Annotated in this window: 24 protein-coding genes and 2 riboswitches; of the genes, 13 read left to right on the top strand and 11 right to left on the bottom strand. The window is 43.9% G+C overall.

The genetic code is table 11. From position 1 onward, the window contains the following. Positions 1-63 precede the first annotated feature (63 nt). The 5 genes from QZ918_RS00210 to QZ918_RS00190 form a co-directional block, all read right to left on the bottom strand. A complete protein-coding gene (locus QZ918_RS00210) occupies positions 64-984 on the bottom strand; it encodes a DUF2207 domain-containing protein (protein WP_293329649.1) in 921 nt (306 codons plus the stop codon). A gap of 446 nt (positions 985-1,430) precedes the next feature. Beyond that, positions 1,431-2,522, bottom strand: coding sequence for a DUF2207 domain-containing protein (locus QZ918_RS00205; protein ID WP_293329647.1), 1,092 nt, complete (start codon positions 2,520-2,522; stop codon positions 1,431-1,433). Positions 2,523-2,829: 307 nt separating this feature from the next. Continuing rightward, positions 2,830-3,630 carry a cobalt ECF transporter T component CbiQ gene (gene cbiQ / locus QZ918_RS00200; protein WP_293329645.1) on the bottom strand — a complete coding sequence of 267 codons (801 nt, stop codon included), beginning with the start codon at positions 3,628-3,630 and terminating at the stop codon, positions 2,830-2,832. Next, positions 3,627-3,959 (bottom strand): energy-coupling factor ABC transporter substrate-binding protein, encoded by a 333-nt coding sequence (locus tag QZ918_RS00195; protein WP_293329643.1) that lies wholly within the window; start codon positions 3,957-3,959, stop codon positions 3,627-3,629. Before QZ918_RS00195 ends, cbiQ begins: the two co-directional genes overlap by 4 nt. Positions 3,960-3,963: 4 nt before the next feature. Next, a complete protein-coding gene (locus tag QZ918_RS00190; protein WP_293329641.1) occupies positions 3,964-4,722 on the bottom strand; it encodes an energy-coupling factor ABC transporter permease in 759 nt (252 codons plus the stop codon). Positions 4,723-4,744: 22 nt separating this feature from the next. Beyond that, positions 4,745-4,908, bottom strand: a riboswitch (cobalamin riboswitch). Positions 4,909-5,118: 210 nt separating this feature from the next. Here QZ918_RS00190 and QZ918_RS00185 point away from each other — a divergent pair. Next, positions 5,119-5,796 carry a Uma2 family endonuclease gene (locus tag QZ918_RS00185; protein ID WP_293152725.1) on the top strand — a complete coding sequence of 226 codons (678 nt, stop codon included), beginning with the start codon at positions 5,119-5,121 and terminating at the stop codon, positions 5,794-5,796. 249 nt (positions 5,797-6,045) lie between these two features. After that, positions 6,046-7,620 carry an FAD-dependent oxidoreductase gene (locus QZ918_RS00180; RefSeq protein WP_293329639.1) on the top strand — a complete coding sequence of 525 codons (1,575 nt, stop codon included), beginning with the start codon at positions 6,046-6,048 and terminating at the stop codon, positions 7,618-7,620. 665 nt (positions 7,621-8,285) lie between these two features. Here the strand turns inward: QZ918_RS00180 and QZ918_RS00175 are convergent. Further along, complete coding sequence (locus QZ918_RS00175; RefSeq protein WP_293329637.1) at positions 8,286-10,442, bottom strand: pentapeptide repeat-containing protein; 2,157 nt, start codon at positions 10,440-10,442, stop codon at positions 8,286-8,288. Between the two features lie 25 nt (positions 10,443-10,467). Further along, positions 10,468-10,782 (bottom strand): hypothetical protein, encoded by a 315-nt coding sequence (locus QZ918_RS00170; RefSeq protein WP_293329635.1) that lies wholly within the window; start codon positions 10,780-10,782, stop codon positions 10,468-10,470. A gap of 150 nt (positions 10,783-10,932) precedes the next feature. Here QZ918_RS00170 and QZ918_RS00165 point away from each other — a divergent pair, with 150 nt between their 5' ends. Next, positions 10,933-11,382, top strand: a complete 450-nt coding sequence (locus tag QZ918_RS00165; RefSeq protein WP_293329633.1) for a hypothetical protein — start codon at positions 10,933-10,935, stop codon at positions 11,380-11,382. 243 nt (positions 11,383-11,625) lie between these two features. On the opposite strand, the gene QZ918_RS00160 is transcribed toward QZ918_RS00165, so the two are convergent. Further along, positions 11,626-12,273 (bottom strand): Uma2 family endonuclease, encoded by a 648-nt coding sequence (locus QZ918_RS00160; protein ID WP_293329631.1) that lies wholly within the window; start codon positions 12,271-12,273, stop codon positions 11,626-11,628. A gap of 33 nt (positions 12,274-12,306) precedes the next feature. On the opposite strand from QZ918_RS00160, the gene QZ918_RS00155 reads away from it, so the two are divergent. The 4 genes from QZ918_RS00155 (at position 12,307) to QZ918_RS00140 (ending at position 15,524) form a co-directional block, all read left to right on the top strand. Continuing rightward, positions 12,307-13,092: a leucine-rich repeat domain-containing protein gene (locus QZ918_RS00155; protein ID WP_293329629.1), complete on the top strand. Its 786-nt coding sequence runs from the start codon at positions 12,307-12,309 to the stop codon at positions 13,090-13,092. Between the two features lie 35 nt (positions 13,093-13,127). Continuing rightward, on the top strand, positions 13,128-13,337 hold the full coding sequence (locus tag QZ918_RS00150) for a hypothetical protein (protein WP_293329627.1): 210 nt from the start codon (positions 13,128-13,130) through the stop codon (positions 13,335-13,337). Positions 13,338-13,391: 54 nt separating this feature from the next. Next, positions 13,392-14,810, top strand: coding sequence for an ABC transporter substrate-binding protein (locus tag QZ918_RS00145; RefSeq protein ID WP_293329625.1), 1,419 nt, complete (start codon positions 13,392-13,394; stop codon positions 14,808-14,810). A 135-nt stretch (positions 14,811-14,945) separates the two neighbouring features. Continuing rightward, entirely contained in the window at positions 14,946-15,524 is a 579-nt protein-coding gene (locus tag QZ918_RS00140) for a Uma2 family endonuclease (protein ID WP_293329623.1), read from the top strand. Positions 15,525-15,785: 261 nt separating this feature from the next. Here the strand turns inward: QZ918_RS00140 and QZ918_RS00135 are convergent, their stop codons facing one another. From QZ918_RS00135 to QZ918_RS00125, 3 genes are read right to left on the bottom strand one after another with little or no spacing between them, the layout of a single operon-like run. Beyond that, positions 15,786-16,643, bottom strand: coding sequence for a metal ABC transporter permease (locus QZ918_RS00135; RefSeq protein ID WP_293152699.1), 858 nt, complete (start codon positions 16,641-16,643; stop codon positions 15,786-15,788). Further along, the gene (locus QZ918_RS00130) at positions 16,643-17,419 is read right to left on the bottom strand and encodes a metal ABC transporter ATP-binding protein (RefSeq protein WP_293329621.1); all 777 of its coding nucleotides are present in this window, start codon (positions 17,417-17,419) and stop codon (positions 16,643-16,645) included. Before QZ918_RS00130 ends, QZ918_RS00135 begins: the two co-directional genes overlap by 1 nt. Positions 17,420-17,460: 41 nt before the next feature. Beyond that, positions 17,461-18,483 carry a metal ABC transporter substrate-binding protein gene (locus QZ918_RS00125; RefSeq protein WP_293329619.1) on the bottom strand — a complete coding sequence of 341 codons (1,023 nt, stop codon included), beginning with the start codon at positions 18,481-18,483 and terminating at the stop codon, positions 17,461-17,463. Positions 18,484-18,547: 64 nt separating this feature from the next. Between QZ918_RS00125 and QZ918_RS00120 the strand changes: the two genes are divergently transcribed. The 6 genes from QZ918_RS00120 to QZ918_RS00095 all read left to right on the top strand — a co-directional run bounded on the left by QZ918_RS00120 (position 18,548) and on the right by QZ918_RS00095 (position 21,887). Further along, positions 18,548-18,703 carry a PIN domain-containing protein gene (locus QZ918_RS00120; RefSeq protein ID WP_293329617.1) on the top strand — a complete coding sequence of 52 codons (156 nt, stop codon included), beginning with the start codon at positions 18,548-18,550 and terminating at the stop codon, positions 18,701-18,703. Next, the gene (locus QZ918_RS00115) at positions 18,700-18,945 is read left to right on the top strand and encodes a toxin-antitoxin system HicB family antitoxin (protein ID WP_293329615.1); all 246 of its coding nucleotides are present in this window, start codon (positions 18,700-18,702) and stop codon (positions 18,943-18,945) included. Before QZ918_RS00120 ends, QZ918_RS00115 begins: the two co-directional genes overlap by 4 nt. A gap of 155 nt (positions 18,946-19,100) precedes the next feature. After that, the gene (locus QZ918_RS00110) at positions 19,101-19,649 is read left to right on the top strand and encodes a restriction endonuclease (RefSeq protein ID WP_293152684.1); all 549 of its coding nucleotides are present in this window, start codon (positions 19,101-19,103) and stop codon (positions 19,647-19,649) included. Then, complete coding sequence (locus tag QZ918_RS00105) at positions 19,646-20,197, top strand: hypothetical protein (protein WP_293329613.1); 552 nt, start codon at positions 19,646-19,648, stop codon at positions 20,195-20,197. Before QZ918_RS00110 ends, QZ918_RS00105 begins: the two co-directional genes overlap by 4 nt. A gap of 57 nt (positions 20,198-20,254) precedes the next feature. After that, positions 20,255-20,399, top strand: a riboswitch (cobalamin riboswitch). Between the two features lie 140 nt (positions 20,400-20,539). After that, positions 20,540-20,980 carry a hypothetical protein gene (locus QZ918_RS00100; RefSeq protein WP_293329611.1) on the top strand — a complete coding sequence of 147 codons (441 nt, stop codon included), beginning with the start codon at positions 20,540-20,542 and terminating at the stop codon, positions 20,978-20,980. Between the two features lie 19 nt (positions 20,981-20,999). Continuing rightward, a complete protein-coding gene (locus QZ918_RS00095; protein ID WP_293329609.1) occupies positions 21,000-21,887 on the top strand; it encodes an SAM-dependent methyltransferase in 888 nt (295 codons plus the stop codon). The last annotated feature ends 115 nt before the right edge of the window (positions 21,888-22,002 follow it).

Genomic DNA, 22,002 nt, shown 5'->3' with positions numbered 1-22,002 from the left:
TATAGCCAACAGATTAAGTAAAACCCGGTTTCTTTGATTGTGATGCGTCCAGGGGCGTTGATATTAACCGCCATCACCACCACCACCGCCATCACCACCGCCACCGCCATCCCCACCACCACCGCCATCACCACCCCAACCACCACCACCCCAACTACCACCACCGATACTACCGCCACTGCCATCGCTACCGCTACCGCCATTAATCATGAATATAGTAATGATTATTCCAAATATCCAAAGCACTGGAGAAGGAAGTCTGGGTTTTGTAAAAGAGCTTTGTCCCGGAGTAGATTGAGATGACTTACCACCTTGTTGCCAACCAGGTGGAGGTACATTCAAAATTGCCTGGGGAAATGCAATCTGCACTTCTAATTCTTGTTCCGGTTGAATAGCCTGGCTTGCCACAAATTCAAAGGTTTTAGGATCTACTTGACGACGAACTGCCGCCGTCCCAAAATTCATAAATGAAATAACTTTCCCTGACAAAGCTTCGGGTAATTTCACCGTAACTTTTCCAGTATTAACTGGCGCTTTTCGACCTGCTGCAATCGCTTTCCAATAAACTTGAGTATTTCCACCATCTAACTGCAATCCACCTACCACACGATATTTGATGACAAAAGTATGTGTGTCTGGCGGCTTTAATTCATGTTGCCAACGAATCCAAAGTTGATTGTTTTCTGTTCCAGTGCTACTCGGAATTATTTGATTATTTTCAGAAACAGTGACATCTTTAATTGCATCGACTTTATCTAAAGGAATATAGCGATATCGTTCATTGTTGTATGCTCCTGTGAATACATATTTTTGCGTTTCAGTGACTAACATATCTCCGTTGGTCTGAACGTCGATGATGACGTTGATGTTGTCCCAGTAAAACGGTACTTGTTGGGCCGCTGCATGAGTTACTGTGACTAAGAATAGGCTTAATGATGCTAGTAATGAAAAGACTATTTTTTTGAGGATGCGTTTATTTATCATAGGATTTTCACGAGATAACTGTTGACTACAATTATTCAACAGGTTTCTTGTGGAGTCAATTCATTAAAGTCATTAATTATGTTCATAAAAGTCATATTTGGAATATGATTTTGTAGGGAGTGCGATCGTTCGTACCACAAAATATCAAATTATAAGCATTGACAATATGGCAATCGAGGACACCGCACCAGGCCCGTTGATGCCAACTTAAGGTACAACCAATAGTCCGGCAAGGGTTGAAACTCCTGCCTCAAAATGAAAGTCCTCGGTATGAGGACTAATCAGTTCTTCAGTCCTCATAGCGAGGACTTTCGCTATAAGAGGGGAATTCATTCCCTGGCGGACGAGTCCTCAGAAATCGGGTTTTTTCCGAAATATTTCGTCATAGTCCACAGATTAGCTAAAAACCCGGTTTCTTTGATTGTGATGCGTAATTCCTCTTAATATCAACCGCCACCGCCACCGCCACCGCCGCCACCGCCGCCACCGCCACCGCCACCGCCACCGCCACCGCCACCACCATCACTACTACTCGGATCTACATAAGTTGTCACAACTCTTTTTTCATGGTGATAACCGCAATTACTACAGTGACGGATAACTTTATCCCTCCCTTTGGTCTTTGGAGTAGCTGTAGAGATTACTTCTGTATTGGTGTCTAGCGTAAACTTTTTGCATCTAAAACAGAATCTTATAAGATGGGCGCAAATCCCCCATAATATTACATAAAGCACAGGTAGCCAGATAGGCCATGTTATGATAAGCAAGAGATTGTCTCCTAAAAAGTCTCCTCCTCCTGAAATAGATTGAGATAGGGAAAACAAAAGGTCTAGCCATTCCGAGGTAGATTGAGATCGATAGATACTTTGTTGCCAACCAGGTTGAGGTATATTCAGAATTGCCTGGGGAAATGCAATCTGCACTTCTAATTCCTGTTCCGGCTGAATAGCCTGACTTGCCACAAATTCAAATGTTTTAGGATCTACTTGACGACGAACTGCGGCCGTACCAAAATTTGTAAACGAGAGAACTTTCCCTGACAAAGCTTCTGGTAATTTCACCGTAACTTTTCCAGTATTAACTGGCGCTTTTCGACCCGCTGCAATCGCTTTCCAATAAACTTGAGTATTTCCACCATCTAGCTGCAATCCACCTACCACGCGATATTTGATGACAAAAGTATGTGTGTCTGGCGGCTTTAATTCATGTTGCCAACGAATCCAAAGTTGATTGTTTTCTGTTCCAGTGCTACTCGGAATTATTTGATTATTTTCAGAAACAGTGACATCTTTAATTGCATCGACTTTATCTAAAGGAATATAGCGATATCGTTCATTGTTGTATGCTCCTGTGAATACATATTTTTGCGTTTCAGTGACTAACATATCTCCGTTGGTCTGAACGTCGATGATGACGTTGATGTTGTCCCAGTAAAACGGTAGTTGTTGGGCTGTTGCATGAGTGACTGTGGCTAAGAATAGGCTTAATGATGCTAGTAATGAAAAGACTATTTTTTTGAGGATGCGTTTATTTATCATAGGATTTTCACGAGATAACTGTTGACTACAATTATTCAACAGGTTTCTTTGACAGTCAATTCATTTAATTCATTAATTAGATTCATAAATGTCATATTTATGGCAAAAAGCTCTTTAGTATCTCTTGTTTGCATCAAAGTTTAGATCCCCCCTAGCCCCCCTTAATAAGGGGGGGACAAGAGTTTTCTCAAAGTCCCCCGACTATCATGGGGATTTAGGGGGATCTAGACTGGGGTAAAAACGAGATTTATAAAGGCTTTAGGCTTAATTTGACACGCCTTTGGCACTGCCGTCTCTTAATTTTGTTTCAACTTTGAAATACCACACTTAACAAAGTTAAAATCGTGCATCCAAACACGGCTTCAAATGTGTATCTTCGCGAAGGTTTATAAGGGGAAGAATGCCAGACGCGGAATTCTCCGTTGAAGCCGCGCGAGGCTAAACTCAAGGAAACTTGACGGTAGTTTACTAAAGTTCGTTGCAGCAATTGTCCGATTAAAATGCCCAAACTACGCATTCCTAGTTTCCAAGTGCGATAGCCGCCGCGCGAGTTTTGGGCTATCCAAATTTCATCTGCGATCGCCAATAAGCTAAAAATAAAGCGATACATTAGTAACAGTAGTTCTGTGACTAACTCTGGACACCTAGATTTTCGGAGAATTTGCAAGATTTCGGTAAACGGGACTGTCAACAGGATGAAGTACATACAGCTTGTCGATGCGAAGGCGCGGGCAAATAGCAAGCTCACTTGGTATATTCCTGTACGACTCACATACAGATAAAAACTGCCGGTGTAAATTCCCCAACCTTGCCAAATATCCCATTGAATTGCCGAGATTCGATCGCCCGCAACCGCACCCACCGCCAACGCAGGCACACTCGCCAGCAAAAACATCAGCGGTAGCAACAGCAACCGCAGATAGAGTTTCGCCGGAATTCCTGCATAAACTACGATCCAGATTGTCAGCCAAAGACCGATCGACAACTGCACCGCTGCATGGGAAACTAGAGACAGGATTAATAGGGCGATCGCAAAGGATAGCTTGTGAGTTGGCGGCAACCCACGCAAGCGATTTGTATAAGCCAGACTATCAATCTGATGGTTCATTCCGACGATTTGCGATCGGAATTCTGCTGAGATTGCGATCGGCCTTTATAAAGCCCGATCGCATAGCCAACTACCCCCGCCCCCACCGCTGCTTGAGACGCAAACAATAGACTGGCAATTTCGCTGCTAGCAGGCTCAAACAAATGATTGAACCAAGGCTTATAACTCGGTTGAATTTCCGTAATTGCTTTCTTAGCTTGGTCATCCGATCCGCCGTATTCACCCCGCACAAAAACTAGGGGAATCACCGCAAGGGCGACAACTCCAATTACTAACATCCAATTTTGTTGCGAACTAGCTTGCTGATTTTTTGTAGGTTTTTGATTCACGACTTTATGACTCCTGTTTCAATAATTTCAGAATTTCTAACTCTGGTTTCCCGTAAGAATGCAGCCAATTCCAAACCAATACAGTCAGCAATCCCTCGCTAATTGCTAGCGGTACTTGAGTCATCGCAAAAATGCTCACAAACTTGAGAAACGAAGCCATAAAACCGCCACTCGCAGCCGGAAAAGCTAACGCCAACTGCATCGAAGTCACCACATAAGTCAGCAAATCTGCCAAAGCAGCCGCACAAAAAATTGCCAACCTTTGTTTACCAGTTTGCAACAGCAATCGATAGATAAAATACGCAGCAAATGGCCCAACAATCGCCATCGAAAACATATTCGCCCCCAACGTTGTCAGCCCGCCGTGCGCTAACAATAACGTTTGAAACAACAGCACTAAAGCGCCGAGTACAGCCATCACCGAAGGGCCAAACAAAATTGCACCCAAACCCGTACCCGTCGGGTGAGAACAACTCCCCGTTACCGAGGGGATTTTTAAAGCAGAAAGCACAAAAGTAAACGCACCTGCTAAAGCTAACAGCAGTTTAAGTTCCGGGTATTCTTTGGTGATGCGAGTAATTTCATGCAAACCCAATACAAAAAAAGGCAACGCCACCATCCACCAAAACACAGCCCATTGCACCGGCAAAAAACCTTCCGAAATGTGCATAGCTGCGGCGGGCGTTGCCGAACCTAAGACAAGATAACAACTCAAGCCAGCCATCAATCCCAGGCTGACTAATTTCCGATTTCTGGCCTGCATACTGAACCTCGCAGATGAGACAATCTAAACTAACGCATCGGCGGGCATTCTGACTTAAGAGGTTGAGGACTGAAGTCCTTACTACAAACCTCATTACAGTTGCGGGACAGCGTTGGACTTGCACCAAACTTTCCCCGTTTCCTCTAATGGCTGCTCCCCATTAGAACCGAGTTGTTAGATTGAGTATAGTCGATCGCGCAACTCTAGACTGATATTTTACAAAAATTATTTCAGCTTAATTAAATCAAAAATAGCGATCGTCTTCTCTTTCTTCTCTTTTTTTCTCTTCCTTCGCGTCCTTAGCGTCTTCGCGGTTCGTCAAAATCTTAACTAAATAAAAAATTATATCTAAATAAATAAACGGTATAATATTAATGAGTTTTGAGAAAAGCCGCCATGTTAAATTACAACTTCCCTAGGCACTGGCCCTCAGCCGACGAACTACCAGACTCAGATGAAACACCAGTGGATAACGAACTGCAAGAATTAATCCCAGGATTGCTAAAAGCAATATTGCTGATACTTTGGGCAGAACGCATGGACTGGTTTTTTGGCATAGATATGGCTATTTACCATCACCTCAACAAACCCATCATTGTGCCAGATGCTTTCTTAAGTTTAGGTGTACAACGGTTTTACGATGAAGAATTGCGTCCCAGTTACGTGCTATGGGATGAGAATGTCATACCACAGTTCGTGCTAGAAGTTGTTTCCGCAACCTATCGCAAGGAATACAGCACAAAATTAGACATTTATCAAGATTTAGGCGTACTTTATTACGTCATTTATTCTTCGCGTCGCCGTCGTAAACCTCGTTTGGAAGTACACAAGTTAGTCAATGGGAAATACGAGTTACAGCCAGGAAATTATGTTTGGATGCCAGAAATAGGTTTGGGCATTGGTTGTGAAAGGGGAAATTATTCTGGGGTGACAAGGGAATGGTTGTATTGGTACGATGCTGATGGCAAACGCTATCTGACTCCTGAAGAACAGGTGAAGGAATCAGCGCAACGTGCCGATCGACTAGCTGAACGATTGCGCGAGTTGGGGATAGATCCTGATACTATAAGCTAATTGAGAAGAAAGAGTGCCAGAATGATGCACCTTGCGGGCGATCGCCAATCTAGTTAGTCCACCAATTGCGATCGCCCTCAACCCAGAATCTTCGGGACAAACCCGGTTTCTGCATCCCGAAACGTGTGAAAATTATCAAAAAAATTAGGAAAGATGCGGCCTTATTTGGAACAGACAGAGAGTTTGACGGCAAAAATTGAGATGCAGATCGGCAAAATGGCGATCGGGAGACGCGATTAAATCATGTTCATGGATCTGCGTTCTTACGATATCATCTGCTTTGGGGATGAAGTTCCTGGAGCTCTAGCCGTTATCTCAGCAGCCAGAGAATACCGTCGCCGGACAAAGCTTTATCCGCGAGTTTTGCTGATGTCTAAAGGTAGCTTGCAAGAAGGAATTGGCGGGCATTTAGTCAGAGGTGGCCTCGCTTATTTAGATCGAAGTCAGGTTAGTCAAGAACTTCAACAATCTTTAAATTTAGACCCCTTTGGTTCACCGCCGACAATCTATAAAGAATTCCTGCAAAAATCAGGTGTCAGCGCGATCGCCCTTGAACCCAGCAAAGCCACGGCAGCTTTGAAAGCAATGCTGGTACAAGCAGGAGTTGCACTCCTCAGCAGAGTAGAAATTAAATCAGTCAATAAAGAAGGCAACAAAATTACTAGCATAATTACCTCAAAAGGGACAATTTATGTAGGTAAACAATTTATTGATGCCACTGTCAATGGCGAATTAGCTCAAGCGGCAGGCGTGCGAAAGCTGAATGGATTTGAAACCTTTGGTTTGCCTAACTCAGAACTTCCAGTTACTCTGACTTTTGAAACTCAAGGACTCAGTGTCAGAAGACTGAAAGAACTCGATTATACTTATCTAAAACGCTTTACAAACCGTGCCGATTCCGAAGCTCAAAAATTTTTGCTGTCCGCAGCGGGGAAAGATGCCAAACTAGCAGAAGAACTCCGCCTGGAAATGATCGATACCAGAGGAAATCTCAAAACTCTGTGGGCGGGCAAAGATTACATAGATGTGCGATCGCCTGCGCTATCTGTAGCATACCACTCTTTTAGAGGCAGAAAGCTATCTTTTCCTGAAACTGGCATAATTTTAGATGAAGGAAATATCGCCATACTTCCAGATGAAAGACTTTCGTGGAATGCACTGTTATTTGCAGTTACCAGCAGCGAAGCAGAAGCCTTAGCGAGAAATGGGAGCAAACCCACAGCTAATATGCAAAAAGAGATATCATTTGTAACCACTTGGCTGAAAAGTTTAGGGGCTACTTCTGTTACTCCGGCTTCAGAATTGTATATCAGACACGCCGGAAATGTGACGGGAGTTGTAGAACCTTTAACAGGCGCACAAATGCTGCGCGGTGGCGTACCAGCTACCGAAGCACTGGCAACATTTAGCTATCATTTTGATGTTAGGGGAGGCATTTCGGGGATTGGCGATAAAGCAAAAAGTAGAGGGTGGTTGAACAGTCTGAGTTTCCAACAGCCTACCTTCAATATTGGCATCCGCCACGCATTAATGAAAACTGTTCCTAACCTGGCAGTTGTCAGTCCCTGTTCTGGATTTGAAGGGCTAGCTTGTTCTGTAGGCAGAATTGTAGAATTCAATGTAGCAGTTGGTCAAGGTGTCGGTATTGCAGCCGTTAATGCCATTCTCAATAACAAAAACTTAGCCGATATATCTAACCGAGAAGTCAGACAAGTTCTAGTTGAAACAGGCCAATTACCTAAAATTTTTGGAGTTGCAAACAATACTGATGGAATGTTGTTAGCACAATTCGAGACTCTCGTAAGTGCCGATGCGATCGCATAATACAGCACTTCTCAAAAACCAAGGTACGTTGTTGGGCTTTAGCCCTTCTGGTAAGGTACGTTGTTGGGCTTTAGCCCCTCTTATCTAATTGGCAGGGTATGGTTCCATCCATCCTACCAAAAAAAAGACAGAAAAATAAAGGTTCGTAGTGAGGGCTTTAGCCCGCAGAAAAAGAAGGACTAATACCATTTTTGTCAAGTTATGACAGACTTTATAAAACAGGGAAAGTGGATAAATTACAATATCTTGTCGTCCTCGATCTCTATCGGATATTTAGAAAAATGGTATTACTGTTGGGTGAGGGCGGGTTTACAAGATTGTGGGTTATTGACGATTATTGTTGGCGAACCCGCCCCTACAAGTCGGGGGAAAATGTACATTGGAATTTACGGTTGCATCTAAAAATTTGGTTGGTAGGGGCGGGTTCACCCACAATATCTAACAAATACAAACAATCTAAATAAACCCGCCCCCACCCCACCAATAACCTACATAAACCTTGATTTCATCCAAAGGTTTAGATAGATTTATACCATTTTTGTAAAGTTATGACAGACCTTATAAAACAGGGAAAGTGGATAAATTACAATGTCTTGTCGTCCTCGATCTCTATCGGATATTTAGAGAAATGGTATAAAGTCCGAACGATACGATCCAAGCAACTTTTAATTATTGGACGAGCACTTCGGATGAATCCCACCCTGCAAACAAATGTAAGCAATTTGACTTTGATCTAAATTCTTAGCCTCCGCAAAATTAACACCTTGAAATCGACCAGATTTACTACCGGCCTGACTTTGAATAAACTGATCCGAAGTTGCCTTCCCCAGGAAAACAGCGCCTTGAAAATTAGCTCCCGCTAAATTCGCACCTCTAAAATCAACTGAACTTACATCTGCATTCCGCAAATTAGCATCTTGCAACCGAGCATCTTTTAAATTCGCATTGGCGAGTTTAGCCGAAGTCAAATCAGCATTTTGTAAGTTAGCGCCGGACAAATCCGCACCGGACAAATCAGCACCTTGCCATTCCGATTTAGACAAATTTGTTAAGGATAACTGAGTACCTTGAGCCTTGACTTTGCCCAAACGGGCACTTTCTAAATTGGCGCCCGAAAAATTGGCGCTGCCGATATCTGCCCCGGTAAAGCTTGCCTCTTTTAACGTTGCTTGCTGCAAAGAAGCCCCAATTAAAAGACTGTTGCTAAGATTAGCTCCATTCAAATTTCCATTTGACAAATTAGCTTTGTTCAGGACAGCGCGCACAAAAGTGGTGCGGTTCATTACGGCGCTGTTAAAAGATGCTCCGGTTAAATTGGCTCCTTCAAAATTAGCTTCGCTCAAGTCAGAAATCCAATCGTCAAATGTCCCCGGACGCCTGTCTTCGCCAGTGCCGTAAAAGCGAATCCCCTGCAAGCTGGCATTGGTTAAATTGGCTTTTCTCAGCTTAATTCCTGATAAGTCAACTTTGTCTAATACTAAAGTAAACTGACCCGGGCCGGCAGGACTTTGACCTAAATCTGTGCGGCTCAGATCGGCGCCGTTGAGCTGGCTGCTATACACTGTGAGAATTTTGCCGATCGCCCTTTGCACTGTTCTCTGACGGGTAGCCGCTAACTCGCGTTCCGCTGTCTTCCCCCCGTAGCGCAGGGATTCGAGCTCGTTGCTGAGGGATTGGTTCAACCGCTGCAAATCCGGTAAAGCTTTCGGCCCGGTACTGACTAAAGCTTGCTGGATCGCATCCAACATCGCCTTGCTGTCTTCTTGGGCCAGCAAATCCGCTAGCAAAGGTACGGCGCGGGAGTCATCCACCGCCCCCAAAGCCAAAATAGCCGATCGCCTCCCCGATGTTCCGCTACCCGAAGCAGGAGACAATTTACTCACTAAAGCTACAAATAATTCGTCATTCCGCTGCCGAGAATCCCGCAAATTAGCTTGACTTTGAGTGTAGATCAGAGTGCCAACAAACAAACTTAAAATCAATCCCGCACTGCCAATAGTAACTATCACTAAAGTTGTGCCTGGATGTTGGCGAATCCAATTCCACAGACTGGGATCTTCTTTCATATTGGTTTCTGGAGTCAAAACCAAAGCTGCAATTTGCGCGTCTTCCTCAGTCCAATCTTGACTCCCGACAGGATTGGGCAACAGTTGGTGCGATTCCCTACGGGATAGCTTCGCTTCACGACTATTAACCACCAAAGTATTCGCGAGGCGATCGTGTCCGGATTGCCGTTTGTAGCGCAATCCAAAAGCGCCATCTGCCAGCACTGCCAAGCCGCTCAACGCCCCTAAAATGATTAAATCTGGAAACGCGCCAGTCAAGCGCCAAACCCCGTAAGCGACGCCCAGAGGCACTCCCCAGCGCCCCAAACTTTCGCGAACCAGCACTCGCGCCCAACCCGGAGGATTGCCCGAGGCTGTGACAACTTTCACCCCAAACCAGCGTTTCGGGAGAGTTTGGCCGGTTCTGGCGAGCAAAAACAACTGCCACGCCGCTAAAGCTGCCGGTGCCAGCAGCGCCCCCGACCAGAATAGATTAGTTAGGGGTGCAACTCTGGGGTTGCGATCGCGCACGGGGATAGCCAAAACACGGGCAACAGTTTCCGATGCTGCTGCTACCGAGGGATTGAGTGGCACGGTTTGAGCTTCTTTGTTAACCAGTGCCCCGATACTGAAGGGAACCAGGGCGCTAACTGCAATTAACGAAATTTCAACTGCCCAAGCGCCGCAGCGGCGAACCAGCAGTGGCATTTGCTGGGATTGTGTCGGCCAAGACGGATCGGGTTGATTAATATCACCGGGTGCAGTTGGGTTAGACATATTTATAATTTCCTATTGTTAATCCTTAGTTGGAGGAATCAGGAGATATTGCCAATTTATATGCTATGTAGATTAGCACTCCGAGAACGCCAAGAGTCATCACGGCCGAAAGTAACTGTACAATGCTATTGAAGACTGTCAGAACAACGATCGCTCCGACGGCAAAGACTGCCACCTGTCCCGGTTTGGGGAGTTTTTGAAACTTGTCCAGAAATTGATTGTAGAAGGTTCCGATCGCTTGATAGCTGTCTGGATTTTGTTGGACAAGAGGCGATCGTTCTAGTTTAGCTTTGAGTTCTCCGATCGCTTGCTGCCAATTGAAGTTATTTTGAGGATTCATAAAAAAGTTTGGGAGTTAGTTTAGCTGTACATCGTTTTAGGACGGTCACATTAATAAGAGTCACATTACCCTGTTCGGAACCGTTAATTATCCTCTACCGTCAAATAAGTAGAACCTTCCGCCATTGTGTTCGGATCAACAAGGATAAAAATGAAGATATGCTATCCGTGCGATCGCCCCAGACTGCGCTTTGGCTCGATCGCAATCCTAGCCCTAGGAATGATTTTAACTGCTGCCGGAGCTATTCGGAGCCAACCGTTGCAAATTGCTCCAGGATTTCCCGAACCGCTGAGAGTTTCGGGAGTTTCCGGCGGCCCGAACAATAGTGGCGACTGCGGTTTCGTGGCCCAAGGCCCGAACCAAGTCATCGAAGTAACGCAGGATTTGCCTTACTGGCGGATTGCAGTACAAACTGCGGGAGCTCCCAGTTTGATGATTCAGGGGCCGAGGGGTCGTTTCTGCGTCCTACCGGCGAATGCTGCTGCGGGGATTGTAGAATTTTCCGGTTATGGAGACAAGGGGACTTATGTGATTTTCGTGGGCGATCGATCGCAAGGTCAACACCCTTATTCTCTCTCAATTACGCAACAGCGAAATTAACAGTACAACGAGATTAGGGCGTTTGCTGTTAGAAAATTCGGTATTTGCGATCGAAAACCAACTAAATTTCTGACAGCAAGTGCGTCCCATACCAATTTTTAACGAAATAACAGTATTCTTGTCCCCCCCCTGATTCATGGGGGGGCTAGGGGGGGTCGAAGAGTGTTGTACAATTTTAGATAATTGGTATAATTTCAAGATAATCTCGGCATGAGTGCAAGTTTTTCTGATAGGAACTTCACCTCAATTTTGTATTTGGTCTTTCACCCATTTGCGAAACAATCGGAGAGTTTGACTCGTCCCCGCCGTTTGACTTTGTTCGCAATATTGAGAAACCGCTTCAATAATTGGCAGATTGGGAAATATCCGACTCAATTCCGATTCAACATATTTCCCATCTTCAAGCACATTAATCTGAAGCCTTTTATTTTCATAGCGCCAGATTTCCGGGACTCCCAGCGCCTCGTAAGCATCCAGTTGAGTCTTGGAAGTGAGATCGACTTCAATCGCTAAATCCGGCGGCGGATCGACAGTTAAGTCGATGCGCTTTTTGCCAATCATTAAAGCGTAATTTTGGATGTAAAAACAGTTATCAGGTTCAATTCCTTGTAACATACTTTTGCGTTTGAAAGTCGTCGAGCCAAAACATTCTCGATCGATTTCAAGTTCTTCGAGCAATATTTTGACCATATCGCCAATAATTTCTTTATTAAATTCATGTTCTGGTAGTGGCATCCTAATCTCCAAAGTTCCTTGACTGTAAGCTATTCTAGAGCCGCGGTGTTCTCCCAACTCCTCTAGAATTGCTTCAAATTCCTGCCAGTTGACATCATTCAACAGCAGTCTATGTCCTGGCGGCACACTGATTTGTCTTAATTGCAGCGTTACCATTTCAACCTCCAATTTATATGACTTTATTATAACTTGCACATCAACGTATGTTGTTGGGCTTCAGCCCTCTTTCTTATATATCAAGCAGTACGGTTATGCGATGCTGCCGATCGGAAACTTTCAAGTCTCACACAACTCGACCTCGATAACAATGACATCAGCGACATCAAACCATTGCAATCTTTGACTAAACTAACTGAACTAGGTCTTAGCAGAAATACAATCAGCGACATCAAATCTTTGCAATTTTTGACTCAACTGACTTCGCTCTCCCTCTCCAACAATCAAATTAATGACATTAAACCGTTACAGTCGTTGACTAAGCTGTTTTTTCTCACTCTCTCCAACAATCAAATCAGTGACATCAAACCCTTACAATCCTTGATTGAACTGGATTATCTCAGCCTCAGCGACAATCAAATCAGAAACATCCAACCGTTACAATCTTTGACTAGCGTGACTTTTATCGAACTCTACAGCAATCAAATCATCGATATCAAACCGCTAAAATCCTTGACTAACCTGATTGGGATCCATCTCAGCAACAATAAAATTAGTGACATCAAACCGTTGCAATCTTTGACTAACCTGACTTCGATCGGACTCGGCAACAATAAAATCAGTGACATCAAACCGTTGCAATTTTTGACTAAACTATCTAGCCTAGGTCTCGAAAACAATAAAATTAGTGACATCAAACCGTTGCAATCTTTGACTAAGCTAACTGGGATCGGTCTCGGCGGAAATCCGATCGCCCCCAAAACTTGCCCTCTCAAACCCGAGTCTATCTGTAATTGGGTATCACTACCTAAATCATAAAACTTTACTGTTCGGAAAATTAGAAGCACAAAATCATGACACTTACATTTGCACACAAACACATGAATTTACCAAAGCCGATCGCACTTACTTATTCTACGATCCTAGCATTACCTGAAAATGCACGCCGAAAATTCCTGAAACCCCTGTGGGGTGGGCATCTTGCCCGCCCTAAGAATACAAATATGACTTTTATGAGTTTAATTAGTGAATTTAATGAATTGACTTTGACCAAAATCTTTTGAATACTGATTGTAGTTAACAACTTTTCTGTAGAAATTATATAAGGAGAAAAGATTATGTCCCAAGATAAAAGGAAAAGCCCGCCGCCCATTGTTTTTATTATTGCCCTCGGCTTAATTGGGTTTGGTGTATTCAAATTCCTTCCCGGTTTATTCGCATCCAAAAGTTCAGATACATCTACACCTACACCTGGATCTCCATCCACACCGGGTGCGAGTCCATCGGGGGCGATCGCAACTCGCATCAGTTTAGGAAATCAGATATTGGTGACATCGCAAACAACACCTGAAAAACAAGCAGGCGTTACAGCTTTTGCCAAAGGAGATTACAAAGAAGCCGTGCAAAGATTTCAGGCTTCGCTGCAACAAAATCGCAACGATCCGGAAACGGTAATCTATTTGAATAATGCGAGAGTAAGCGATCGCACTTCTTTGAAAATTGCCGTCAGCGTGCCCAGCGGCAGCAACCCCAACATCGCCCAAGAAATTCTCCGAGGTGTCGCCCAAGCTCAAGATGAAATCAACACTAGGGGAGGAATTAATAGTGCCGGTTTGCAAGTTGAAATTGTCAATGACAACAACCTTCCAGAAGTCGCCAAAGAAGTTGCAGCAGCATTAGCAAATGACCAGAAAATTCTAGCAGTAATCGGACACAATGACAGCACTGCGTCTTTAGCAGCCGCTCCAATTTATCAGGAAAAGAAACTGGTGATGATTACGCCTACCAGCAGTGCAAATAATTTGTCAGGTTTTGGCAGCTATATTTTTCGGACTGTCCTAAATAGTGGCTCGACGACTGCTCCTTTAGCAGAGTATATCGTCAAACAAGCAGGCAAAGCCAATATTGCCTTCTGCTATGACTCTCAAGCTGCTGGCAGCGCTTCATTTAAGGATGAATTTATTGCATCTCTTTCAGCATCAGCCGGCAGATTAGTTCCTATTGTCTGCGACTTGTCAGCGCCGACATTTAATCCCAACAATGCCATTGCCGATGCTGTTAGCAAAGGAGCAGAAGGATTGATGCTAGCACCCTACATCGAACGCCTCGATCGCGCGATCGATCTAGCCCGTGCCAATCAAGGCAAATTAGCGCTCTACAGCAGTTCAACTCTTTACACCTTTCAAACGCTAAAAGATGGACAAAAGAGCGTTGACGGGCTTGTTTTGCCTGTTCCCTGGCATCCTGAAACGAATCCCGGCAGCACTTTCCCAAAAAATGCCAGTCAGCGCTGGGGAGGAGTAGTAAATTGGCGCACCGCAACGAGTTATGATGCGGCTCAAGCTATCATCGCTGGCTTGCAGCAAAGTAATACGCGGGAAGGATTGCAGCAAGCACTCAAAAGCCCGAATTTCTCGGCACCGGGAGCTAGCGAGGATGTGAAGTTTTTGCCAAGTGGCGATCGGGCGGGTTCGCCAATTTTAGTGCAAATTAAAGCAGTAGGAAAAACTGGCTATAACTTTTCCCTGTTGCGGTAAATTTATTCGGACTGTAGGGGCGGGTTCACCAACAATATTGGCCAAAAACCGACAATCTCATAAACCCGCCCCGGCCTGTTTTTAAGCGATTTTTAAGATATACTAAAATAAGTAGATTAAAGGAGAGCCTTGTATATGATCGCGCAAGTTGAAACCAAAACCTACACGGCCGAAGAATATCTAGAAGCTGAAGTTAATTCTCTGGATCGGCATGAATTTATCAATGGGGAGATTGTTCTGATGACTGGCGGTACACCGGATCACAATGAAATTAGCGCTAATTTAATTGGAGCGCTGAAACTAACGTTAAAAGGGAAACCATATCGGACTTTTAATTCGGATCAGCGGCTTTGGATTCCTGAGTTTAATAAGTATACTTATCCAGATGTGATGGTGGTTGCAAAACCGATCGAACTTCAATCGGGACGTACCGATACAATTACCAATCCTCTACTGATTGCTGAGGTGCTATCTAAGGGTACTAGAGCTTACGATCGCGATGACAAGTTTGCAGCTTATCGCAGTATTCCGAGTTTTCAGGAGTATCTATTAATCGACCAATATCGCGTACAGGTAGAACAATATTCCAAAACTGAAGCGAATAAATGGATTTTTTCGGAATATAGCTGTGCGGGCGATCGGCTGATGTTAAGCTCTATTTCTGTAGAAATTTCCGTGGCAGATTTGTATGAAAATATTGAGTTTAGTGAATAGGCGAAAAGTGCGCGCGTGCAAAGCTATCCCAAAGGAAATCGAGATTATTAAATAATCTCATCTGCGCTGAATCGATTATAATATAATTCCTGTAGGGGCAGGTTCACCAACAATAATCGCCTCAAACAGACAATCTCATAAACCTGCCCCCACCCAACCACAAAATAACAGCAATATTGTTTATTCACCCACAATAATCGCCTCAAACAGACAATTTCATAAACCTGCCCCCACCCAACGACAAAATAACAGGAATATTGTTTATTCGTTAATAGTTTGCGAGTCCCTAGATCTCACCAACAAACCATATTTGGGGGCAAAAACCATCGCCAACACAAACAGCAGCGTTTGCAGCACCACAATACATCCGCCTGTCGAACCATCAATGTGATAGCTGATATAAGTTCCCATTACGCTAGAAAATACTCCCGAAGTCATCGCAATTAGCATCATATGGTCAAAATTATCGCTCAACAAATAGGCGGTTGCCCCCGGAGTTACCAACATTGCTACTACTAAAATAATGCCGACTGTCTGAAGTCCCGCAACTGCTGTCAGGGATAGCAAAGACAGCAACACGTAATAAAGGAAAGTGATGTTTAAACCGATCGATCGCGCGTGAGTTGAGTCAAAACAAAACAGGATTAAATCTTTGCGTAAAATTGCCAGAGTCACTAGGGTGATGGCACTAATAATCACAGTTTGAACAATATCCGAATCGGAAATACCTAAGACATTGCCAAATAAGATATGCGTTAAGTCGATCGAACTTCTGACTTTAGAAATTAACACCAAACCAAAGGCAAAAAATCCGGTAAACACTAAACCAATCACTGTATCTTCTTTAACGCGAGTTTTTGCTTTGATAAAGCCGATCGCAATTACGGAGCCCACGCCAAACAAAAACGCCCCCACCGCCAAAGGAATATTCAGCACATAAGCAATCACAACCCCCGGCATCACCGCATGGGAAACCGCATCGCCCATCAAAGCCCATCCCTTCAAAGTCATATAGCACGAAAGCGCCGAACAAACAATCCCTACTAAGGCGCTGACTAAAATTGCCTTCACCATAAATTCATGCTGCAACGGTGTGGCAAACCACTGAATTAAGTCCATTATTGCTTCTCCCGATTCACTTGAGTTAACCGACTTTTTGCAGACGAAAAATCACCGATCGCACCGCCAAAGGTGCGGGAAAGATTTTCTTCTGTAAACACTTCTGAGGTGTTGCCGTAGGCGAGAATACTGCGATTAATTAATACTACTTGGTCGCAAAATGTAGTAATGGATTCTAAATCGTGAGTTGACACGAGAATTGTATGGCCTGTTTGACGCAATTCCATCAGCAAATCAATCATCATTTTCTCGGTTTTGATATCAACTCCGGCGAAGGGTTCATCTAGCAGTAAAACCGTTGCTTGTTGCGCCAAAGCCCGCGCAAAAAAGGTGCGTTTCTTTTGTCCCCCGGATAACTCTCCGATTTGGCGATCGCGCATTGGCCACATTTCCACCCTTTCCAAGCTTTCTCGCACCGCTTGTTTGTCGGTGGATCCTGGAATTCGCAACAGATTCATGTAGCCGTAGCGCCCCATCATCACCACATCATAAACGTTCACCGGGAAATTCCAATCTACCTCTTCCGACTGAGGCACATAGGCAACCAAATTGCTTTTTTGCACTTGACGGATCGGCAAGCCATTAATTAAAATTCGTCCGGTGTTTGGCTTCACAAACCCCATAATTGCCTTAAACAGGGTTGATTTTCCCGCACCATTCATCCCCACCAAACCGCAAATTGTCCCCGCTTTAAGTTGCAGAGAGGCTCTGTGCAATGCTACTTTACCATGATACGCAACCGTGACATTTTCAATGTCAATACTGATTCTATCCATACCAATTTCTCCAAATTACCAAATTACCAATGCCCAATGCCCTATCCCCCATTACCCTGTAGTCCTTTTATCAAAGTATTGACGTTGTATTCAAGCATCTTAAGGTAGGTTGATGCAGGGCCTTCCGATGGAGAGAGGGAATCGACATAAAACACCCCGGCAAATTTTGCCCCGGTTTCCTTTGCTACCTGAAGCTGTGCTTCGTTGCTGACGGTACTCTCGCAAAATACGGCGGGGATTTTGTTTGCTTTGACTGTATTAATCACCCGTTCAACTTGTTTCGGTGTAGATTGCTGTTCGGCATTTACAGGCCAAATATAAACTTCTTTCAAGCCGTAGTCGCGCGCAATGTAAGAAAATGCGCCTTCACAACTTACTATGTAGCGTTTGTCTGGCGGAATCGCTGAGATAGCTTGTTTGAGCTTTTCATCTATTGCCTGAATTTCGTCACTGTATTTTGTCGAATTCGCTTCATAGGTTGCAGCATTAGCTGGATCGATATTTGACAAAGCTATGCGAATATTTCTAACGTAAATTAAAGCATTTTTAGGGGACATCCAAGCATGAGGATTTGGTTTACCTTTGTAGGAGTCTTCGGCAATATTAATCGGTTTAATTCCTTCAGTTAAGGTAATGCGCGGAACCTTGGGAAAACTATTATAAAAACGACTTGCCCAGCGTTCTAAATTCAATCCGTTATCCAAAATTAGACTAGCACCTTGCCCTCGTTTTAAGTCGCTAGGAGTGACTTCATAGCCGTGAATTTCCGCCCCAGGCTTTGTGATGGATTGAACAGTTAGCTTGTCACCAGCGACATTCTGTGCCATGTCTGCCAGCACCGTAAAGGTGGTAAGAATGACTTTTTGGTCTTTTCGGGTCAAATCACCGGCAGTTGAGCTAGAATCTCCATTTTGCTTGGTTTGAGGCTCCGCTGTCGTCTGAGTGTTGCACCCGCTGAGCCAAATTCCCAGCAATAGCCCGAATATACCAATTTGATAGGGTTTCCAGGCGATCCTCTGCGAGGGCTGCGCTAACGAGACACTGGGGCGATCGGTATTACTCATTGTGGTTTTTTATAATTCTTTCATTGTTTTAATTTAGCATAAAAGTAGAAATAATGAAAAGATTATGAAAGGGGGAGGGATTGGCGATCGGGCTATGCCCACAGCCAAATGTGATAGTGTAGTAACGTACAACATCCGTGACTTTGTTGGTATTGAGCGGTTTGGAATAAGAGCGATCGCACCTGCTGAGTTTTTAAGAGCTATTGGAGCCTTGCTATGAGTAATTTGAATGTTCAACTTCCTGAGTCATTGTACAAAGATTTGCAAGCGTTAGCCTTGAAAGATGGAATTTCTATCGATCAATTTATAGCGACAGCAGTTGCAGAAAAGCTGTCAGCGCTAATGACTGAAAGCTATTTAGAAGATTTAGCCAAGCGAGGAATTCGCCAGAAGTACGATGCAGTTTTAGCTAAAGTGCCAGATGTTGAACCAGAACTCTATGACGAGTTACCGCCAGCATAAAAATTGGATTTCACCCGATCGTGTAAAACCAATATATTCTGCATTTGAGGCGATTTGTGACTGGTGCCAGCAATCAATTATAATCTAGTTTTATGATAAACTTAAGCCGATCGCTTACCTAGAAGCGTGTAGTTGTTGGAGTATGAAAATTGGTTGTGGCAAAAGATTACGAAAGGATGATTCAGTCGCTACAATGGGATGGATTGCGAACGCTATGGGACAACATCGAGAATCGTAGCACCCCAGGATGGGACGCGGGCAAAGCCTTTGAGTACCTCGTTTTACGAGCATTTCAACTTGATGGCGCAGAGGTAAAATGGCCTTATAGCGTGGAACTCTTTGGGGAAAAAGTCGAACAAATTGATGGTGTCGTCTATTCATCTGGACTTTCCTGTTTGGTTGAAAGCAAAGACTTTCGAGATCAAACAAACGTTGATATTGCTCCTATTGCCAAACTTCGCAATCAACTTTTACGCCGTCCCGCAGCCACTGTTGGATTAGTATTCAGCCGAACTGAATTCACAGAACCTGCTCGGTATCTTTCATGTTTTTCTCTACCGCAAACAATTTTATTATGGAGTGGAAAAGAAATAAAATATGCCTTGGATAATGAAACAATTTGCGAACTGTTGACTTTGAAATACCGTGTATGTGTAGAACACGGATTGCCTGATTACGACGTTAGAGAGCGAGATATCCCATGATTACTTACATTGTCTGTGAAGGAAATTTCGATGCACAATTACTTAAAATTGCGATCCCAGAAAAATTACTTAATGATGTCGAAGTTGTTGCTGCTGGTGGAGGATATGCTATCAATTCACTGGCTCGTTCTTTAGTTGTACGTCGGCAAGTACCTGTTATGATTGTGGTTGATGCGGATTCAGTAGAACCAGAGTTAGTTCAACAACGTCTCAAAGATATTGAGGAAATAGTTGGAGGCGTAGCAGCTAATACACCAGTAAAAGTAGTCATGGCTGTTCCTGAAATAGAAATTATCTTTTTTCAAGATGTCTCTTTGCTTTCGCGGCTGCTAGGATACATACCTCCCAAAGGTATAGTTGACATGGCAGTTTATCAACCTAGAAAAGCTTTAGAGCAATTGATTTCTCGATCGGAAATAATTCAGGATCGCTCAGAGATTATCGATCGATTGACTGATGAAGAGATTGAGATTTTACGATCGTCTTCTGTTATGCAGGAGATCGGTCATTTTCTGCAATCTGTACGTGAAACAGCAAACGCTGTATGAAGTCCGCCTGCTGAGTTTTTAAGACCTATTTTTGTCAAATATCTAAAATAGTGGTAATATTCCAGTATATCGATCGGCTCTGATGACAAACACACATCAGACGTAAGGGGGAAAGTTCGGTGCGAATCCGGCGCTGTCCCGCAACTGTAATGAGATTGTTGCATCTCTGAGTCAGGATGCCCGCCGATTTGTTTGCGATCGTGTTTTCATCTACGAGGTATGGATGATGGTTAGTTCAGTATTTTTACAGTTAATCTGCTGTTGGCTTCCCTTGGGCGATCGACAAAAACGCAATTTTGAGTTAAAACCGCTTTTCGTCGGCGCCACGGGAAACTAAAACAAATGCGAATCAAAGATAGTGTTTGGCAGGGCAGTTTTGGCTACTGGCAGAACTTGTTTATTCACCAGAATATTTTGTCCATCGGATATACTGCTTGGAATGGCTTTTGGCACTTAGGAAGAGGTATCGTTGTTTGCCAAATAGATACTCCCATTAATGGCTCGATCAATTGGAGCGTGGATAATGTAGAGCATGATTTGCAGTTTATTTCCCGATCGCACGCAACTGGTTATTTGCAACAATTAGAACTAGAGGAAGACACTGTTGCCAATCTGCTGGAAGTGATTGATAGCTATGAATCTGAAAAAGCAATTATTTTTATATTGCTTGCTAATGGTCAGATCGATATCAATTTGTTGCAAAACTTGGCAGTTTCGCCCGTTGAGTGCTATGAACAAGTATGCAAACGCTGGGAAGAATTTCAACTCTGCCCGAAATCCTAAAACTTACTAAATTTTCCCAATGTCGCAGCCAAAACCAATCAAAATTTCCAACGTAACTCGTTACCAAAATGCAGCGCTTAATTACTATTTGGGCTTGACAGAATCTCCCTATCTTCACTATGGCTATTGGGAAACCTTACCTGTGCCCGCTGATGAATTAACTCTGGCGCGGCTGCGAATCGCCCAGCAAGCTTATACGGATAAGTTGTTAGATTTTATCCCGAAAGACATTAAGACTATCCTGGATGTAGGATGCGGGATTGGGGGAAATGCGGCTTATTTGCTCGATCGCGCTTTTGGAGTCGAAGGCCTCGCGCCCGATCCGTTCCAACAACAGCGCTTTCTCAAGTGTACAGGCGATCGCGCCATCTTCCACCTCACCAAATTTGAAGATTTCCAAGCCACCAAATCCTACGATTTAGTCCTCTTTAGCGAAAGCAGCCAATATATGTCTGCTGTCGATATAGCCAAAGGTGCGGCGGCGGTGCTCAATCTTGGAGGCTACGTACTGCTTGCGGATATGTTGCGCTCTAATCCTGATTATACAGAAGGAATGTTTTCTAACTGTCATGTAGTGGAAGAACTGGAAGCTGCATTAATGCAAGCGGGCTTTAATTTAGTAAAAGCTGAGGATATTTCTGCTCATATTGTACCAACAATTGATTTATATGTCGATAGTTTCCGCAGGTATGGATTGAACACAATGATTTATGTAGCGGATTTAATTTCGATCGCGGTTCCGCCGATCCATAAAATTCTGCGTTGGATATTTCGCCGCTGGTTTAAGAAATTGGTGGTTGAAGGATTGGAGGCGAGTCAACTATTTGAAAAGCATCTTTGTTATGAGATTCAACTTTGGCAGTTAATAGAAAGAGATAAAAGTGTTAATAAATTGACAGGTTCGTAGTGAGGACTTCAGTCCTTCTTTCCGAGGACTAAAGTCCTCACTACAAACCTATTTTACAGGTTCGTAGTGAGGACTTCAGTCCTTCTTTCCGAGGACTAAAGTCCTCACTACAAAC

Source organism: Microcoleus sp. CAWBG58, from assembly GCF_020883045.1.
Lineage (GTDB): Bacteria > Cyanobacteriota > Cyanobacteriia > Cyanobacteriales > Microcoleaceae > Microcoleus.
Note: the sequence above shows the minus strand (reverse complement) of the source record. Positions and strands in the feature narration are given on the sequence as shown.

Coding starts and splice junctions, on each gene's coding strand:
- QZ918_RS00210 (WP_293329649.1), bottom strand. CDS start 984: ATGATAAATAAACGCATCCTCAAAAAAATAGTCTTTTCATTACTAGCA.
- QZ918_RS00205 (WP_293329647.1), bottom strand. CDS start 2,522: ATGATAAATAAACGCATCCTCAAAAAAATAGTCTTTTCATTACTAGCA.
- cbiQ (WP_293329645.1), bottom strand. CDS start 3,630: ATGAACCATCAGATTGATAGTCTGGCTTATACAAATCGCTTGCGTGGG.
- QZ918_RS00190 (WP_293329641.1), bottom strand. CDS start 4,722: ATGCAGGCCAGAAATCGGAAATTAGTCAGCCTGGGATTGATGGCTGGC.
- QZ918_RS00185 (WP_293152725.1), top strand. CDS start 5,119: ATGTTAAATTACAACTTCCCTAGGCACTGGCCCTCAGCCGACGAACTA.
- QZ918_RS00180 (WP_293329639.1), top strand. CDS start 6,046: ATGGATCTGCGTTCTTACGATATCATCTGCTTTGGGGATGAAGTTCCT.
- QZ918_RS00175 (WP_293329637.1), bottom strand. CDS start 10,442: ATGTCTAACCCAACTGCACCCGGTGATATTAATCAACCCGATCCGTCT.
- QZ918_RS00170 (WP_293329635.1), bottom strand. CDS start 10,782: ATGAATCCTCAAAATAACTTCAATTGGCAGCAAGCGATCGGAGAACTC.
- QZ918_RS00165 (WP_293329633.1), top strand. CDS start 10,933: ATGAAGATATGCTATCCGTGCGATCGCCCCAGACTGCGCTTTGGCTCG.
- QZ918_RS00160 (WP_293329631.1), bottom strand. CDS start 12,273: ATGGTAACGCTGCAATTAAGACAAATCAGTGTGCCGCCAGGACATAGA.
- QZ918_RS00150 (WP_293329627.1), top strand. CDS start 13,128: ATGACACTTACATTTGCACACAAACACATGAATTTACCAAAGCCGATC.
- QZ918_RS00145 (WP_293329625.1), top strand. CDS start 13,392: ATGTCCCAAGATAAAAGGAAAAGCCCGCCGCCCATTGTTTTTATTATT.
- QZ918_RS00140 (WP_293329623.1), top strand. CDS start 14,946: ATGATCGCGCAAGTTGAAACCAAAACCTACACGGCCGAAGAATATCTA.
- QZ918_RS00135 (WP_293152699.1), bottom strand. CDS start 16,643: ATGGACTTAATTCAGTGGTTTGCCACACCGTTGCAGCATGAATTTATG.
- QZ918_RS00130 (WP_293329621.1), bottom strand. CDS start 17,419: ATGGATAGAATCAGTATTGACATTGAAAATGTCACGGTTGCGTATCAT.
- QZ918_RS00125 (WP_293329619.1), bottom strand. CDS start 18,483: ATGAGTAATACCGATCGCCCCAGTGTCTCGTTAGCGCAGCCCTCGCAG.
- QZ918_RS00120 (WP_293329617.1), top strand. CDS start 18,548: ATGAAAGGGGGAGGGATTGGCGATCGGGCTATGCCCACAGCCAAATGT.
- QZ918_RS00115 (WP_293329615.1), top strand. CDS start 18,700: ATGAGTAATTTGAATGTTCAACTTCCTGAGTCATTGTACAAAGATTTG.
- QZ918_RS00105 (WP_293329613.1), top strand. CDS start 19,646: ATGATTACTTACATTGTCTGTGAAGGAAATTTCGATGCACAATTACTT.
- QZ918_RS00100 (WP_293329611.1), top strand. CDS start 20,540: ATGCGAATCAAAGATAGTGTTTGGCAGGGCAGTTTTGGCTACTGGCAG.
- QZ918_RS00095 (WP_293329609.1), top strand. CDS start 21,000: ATGTCGCAGCCAAAACCAATCAAAATTTCCAACGTAACTCGTTACCAA.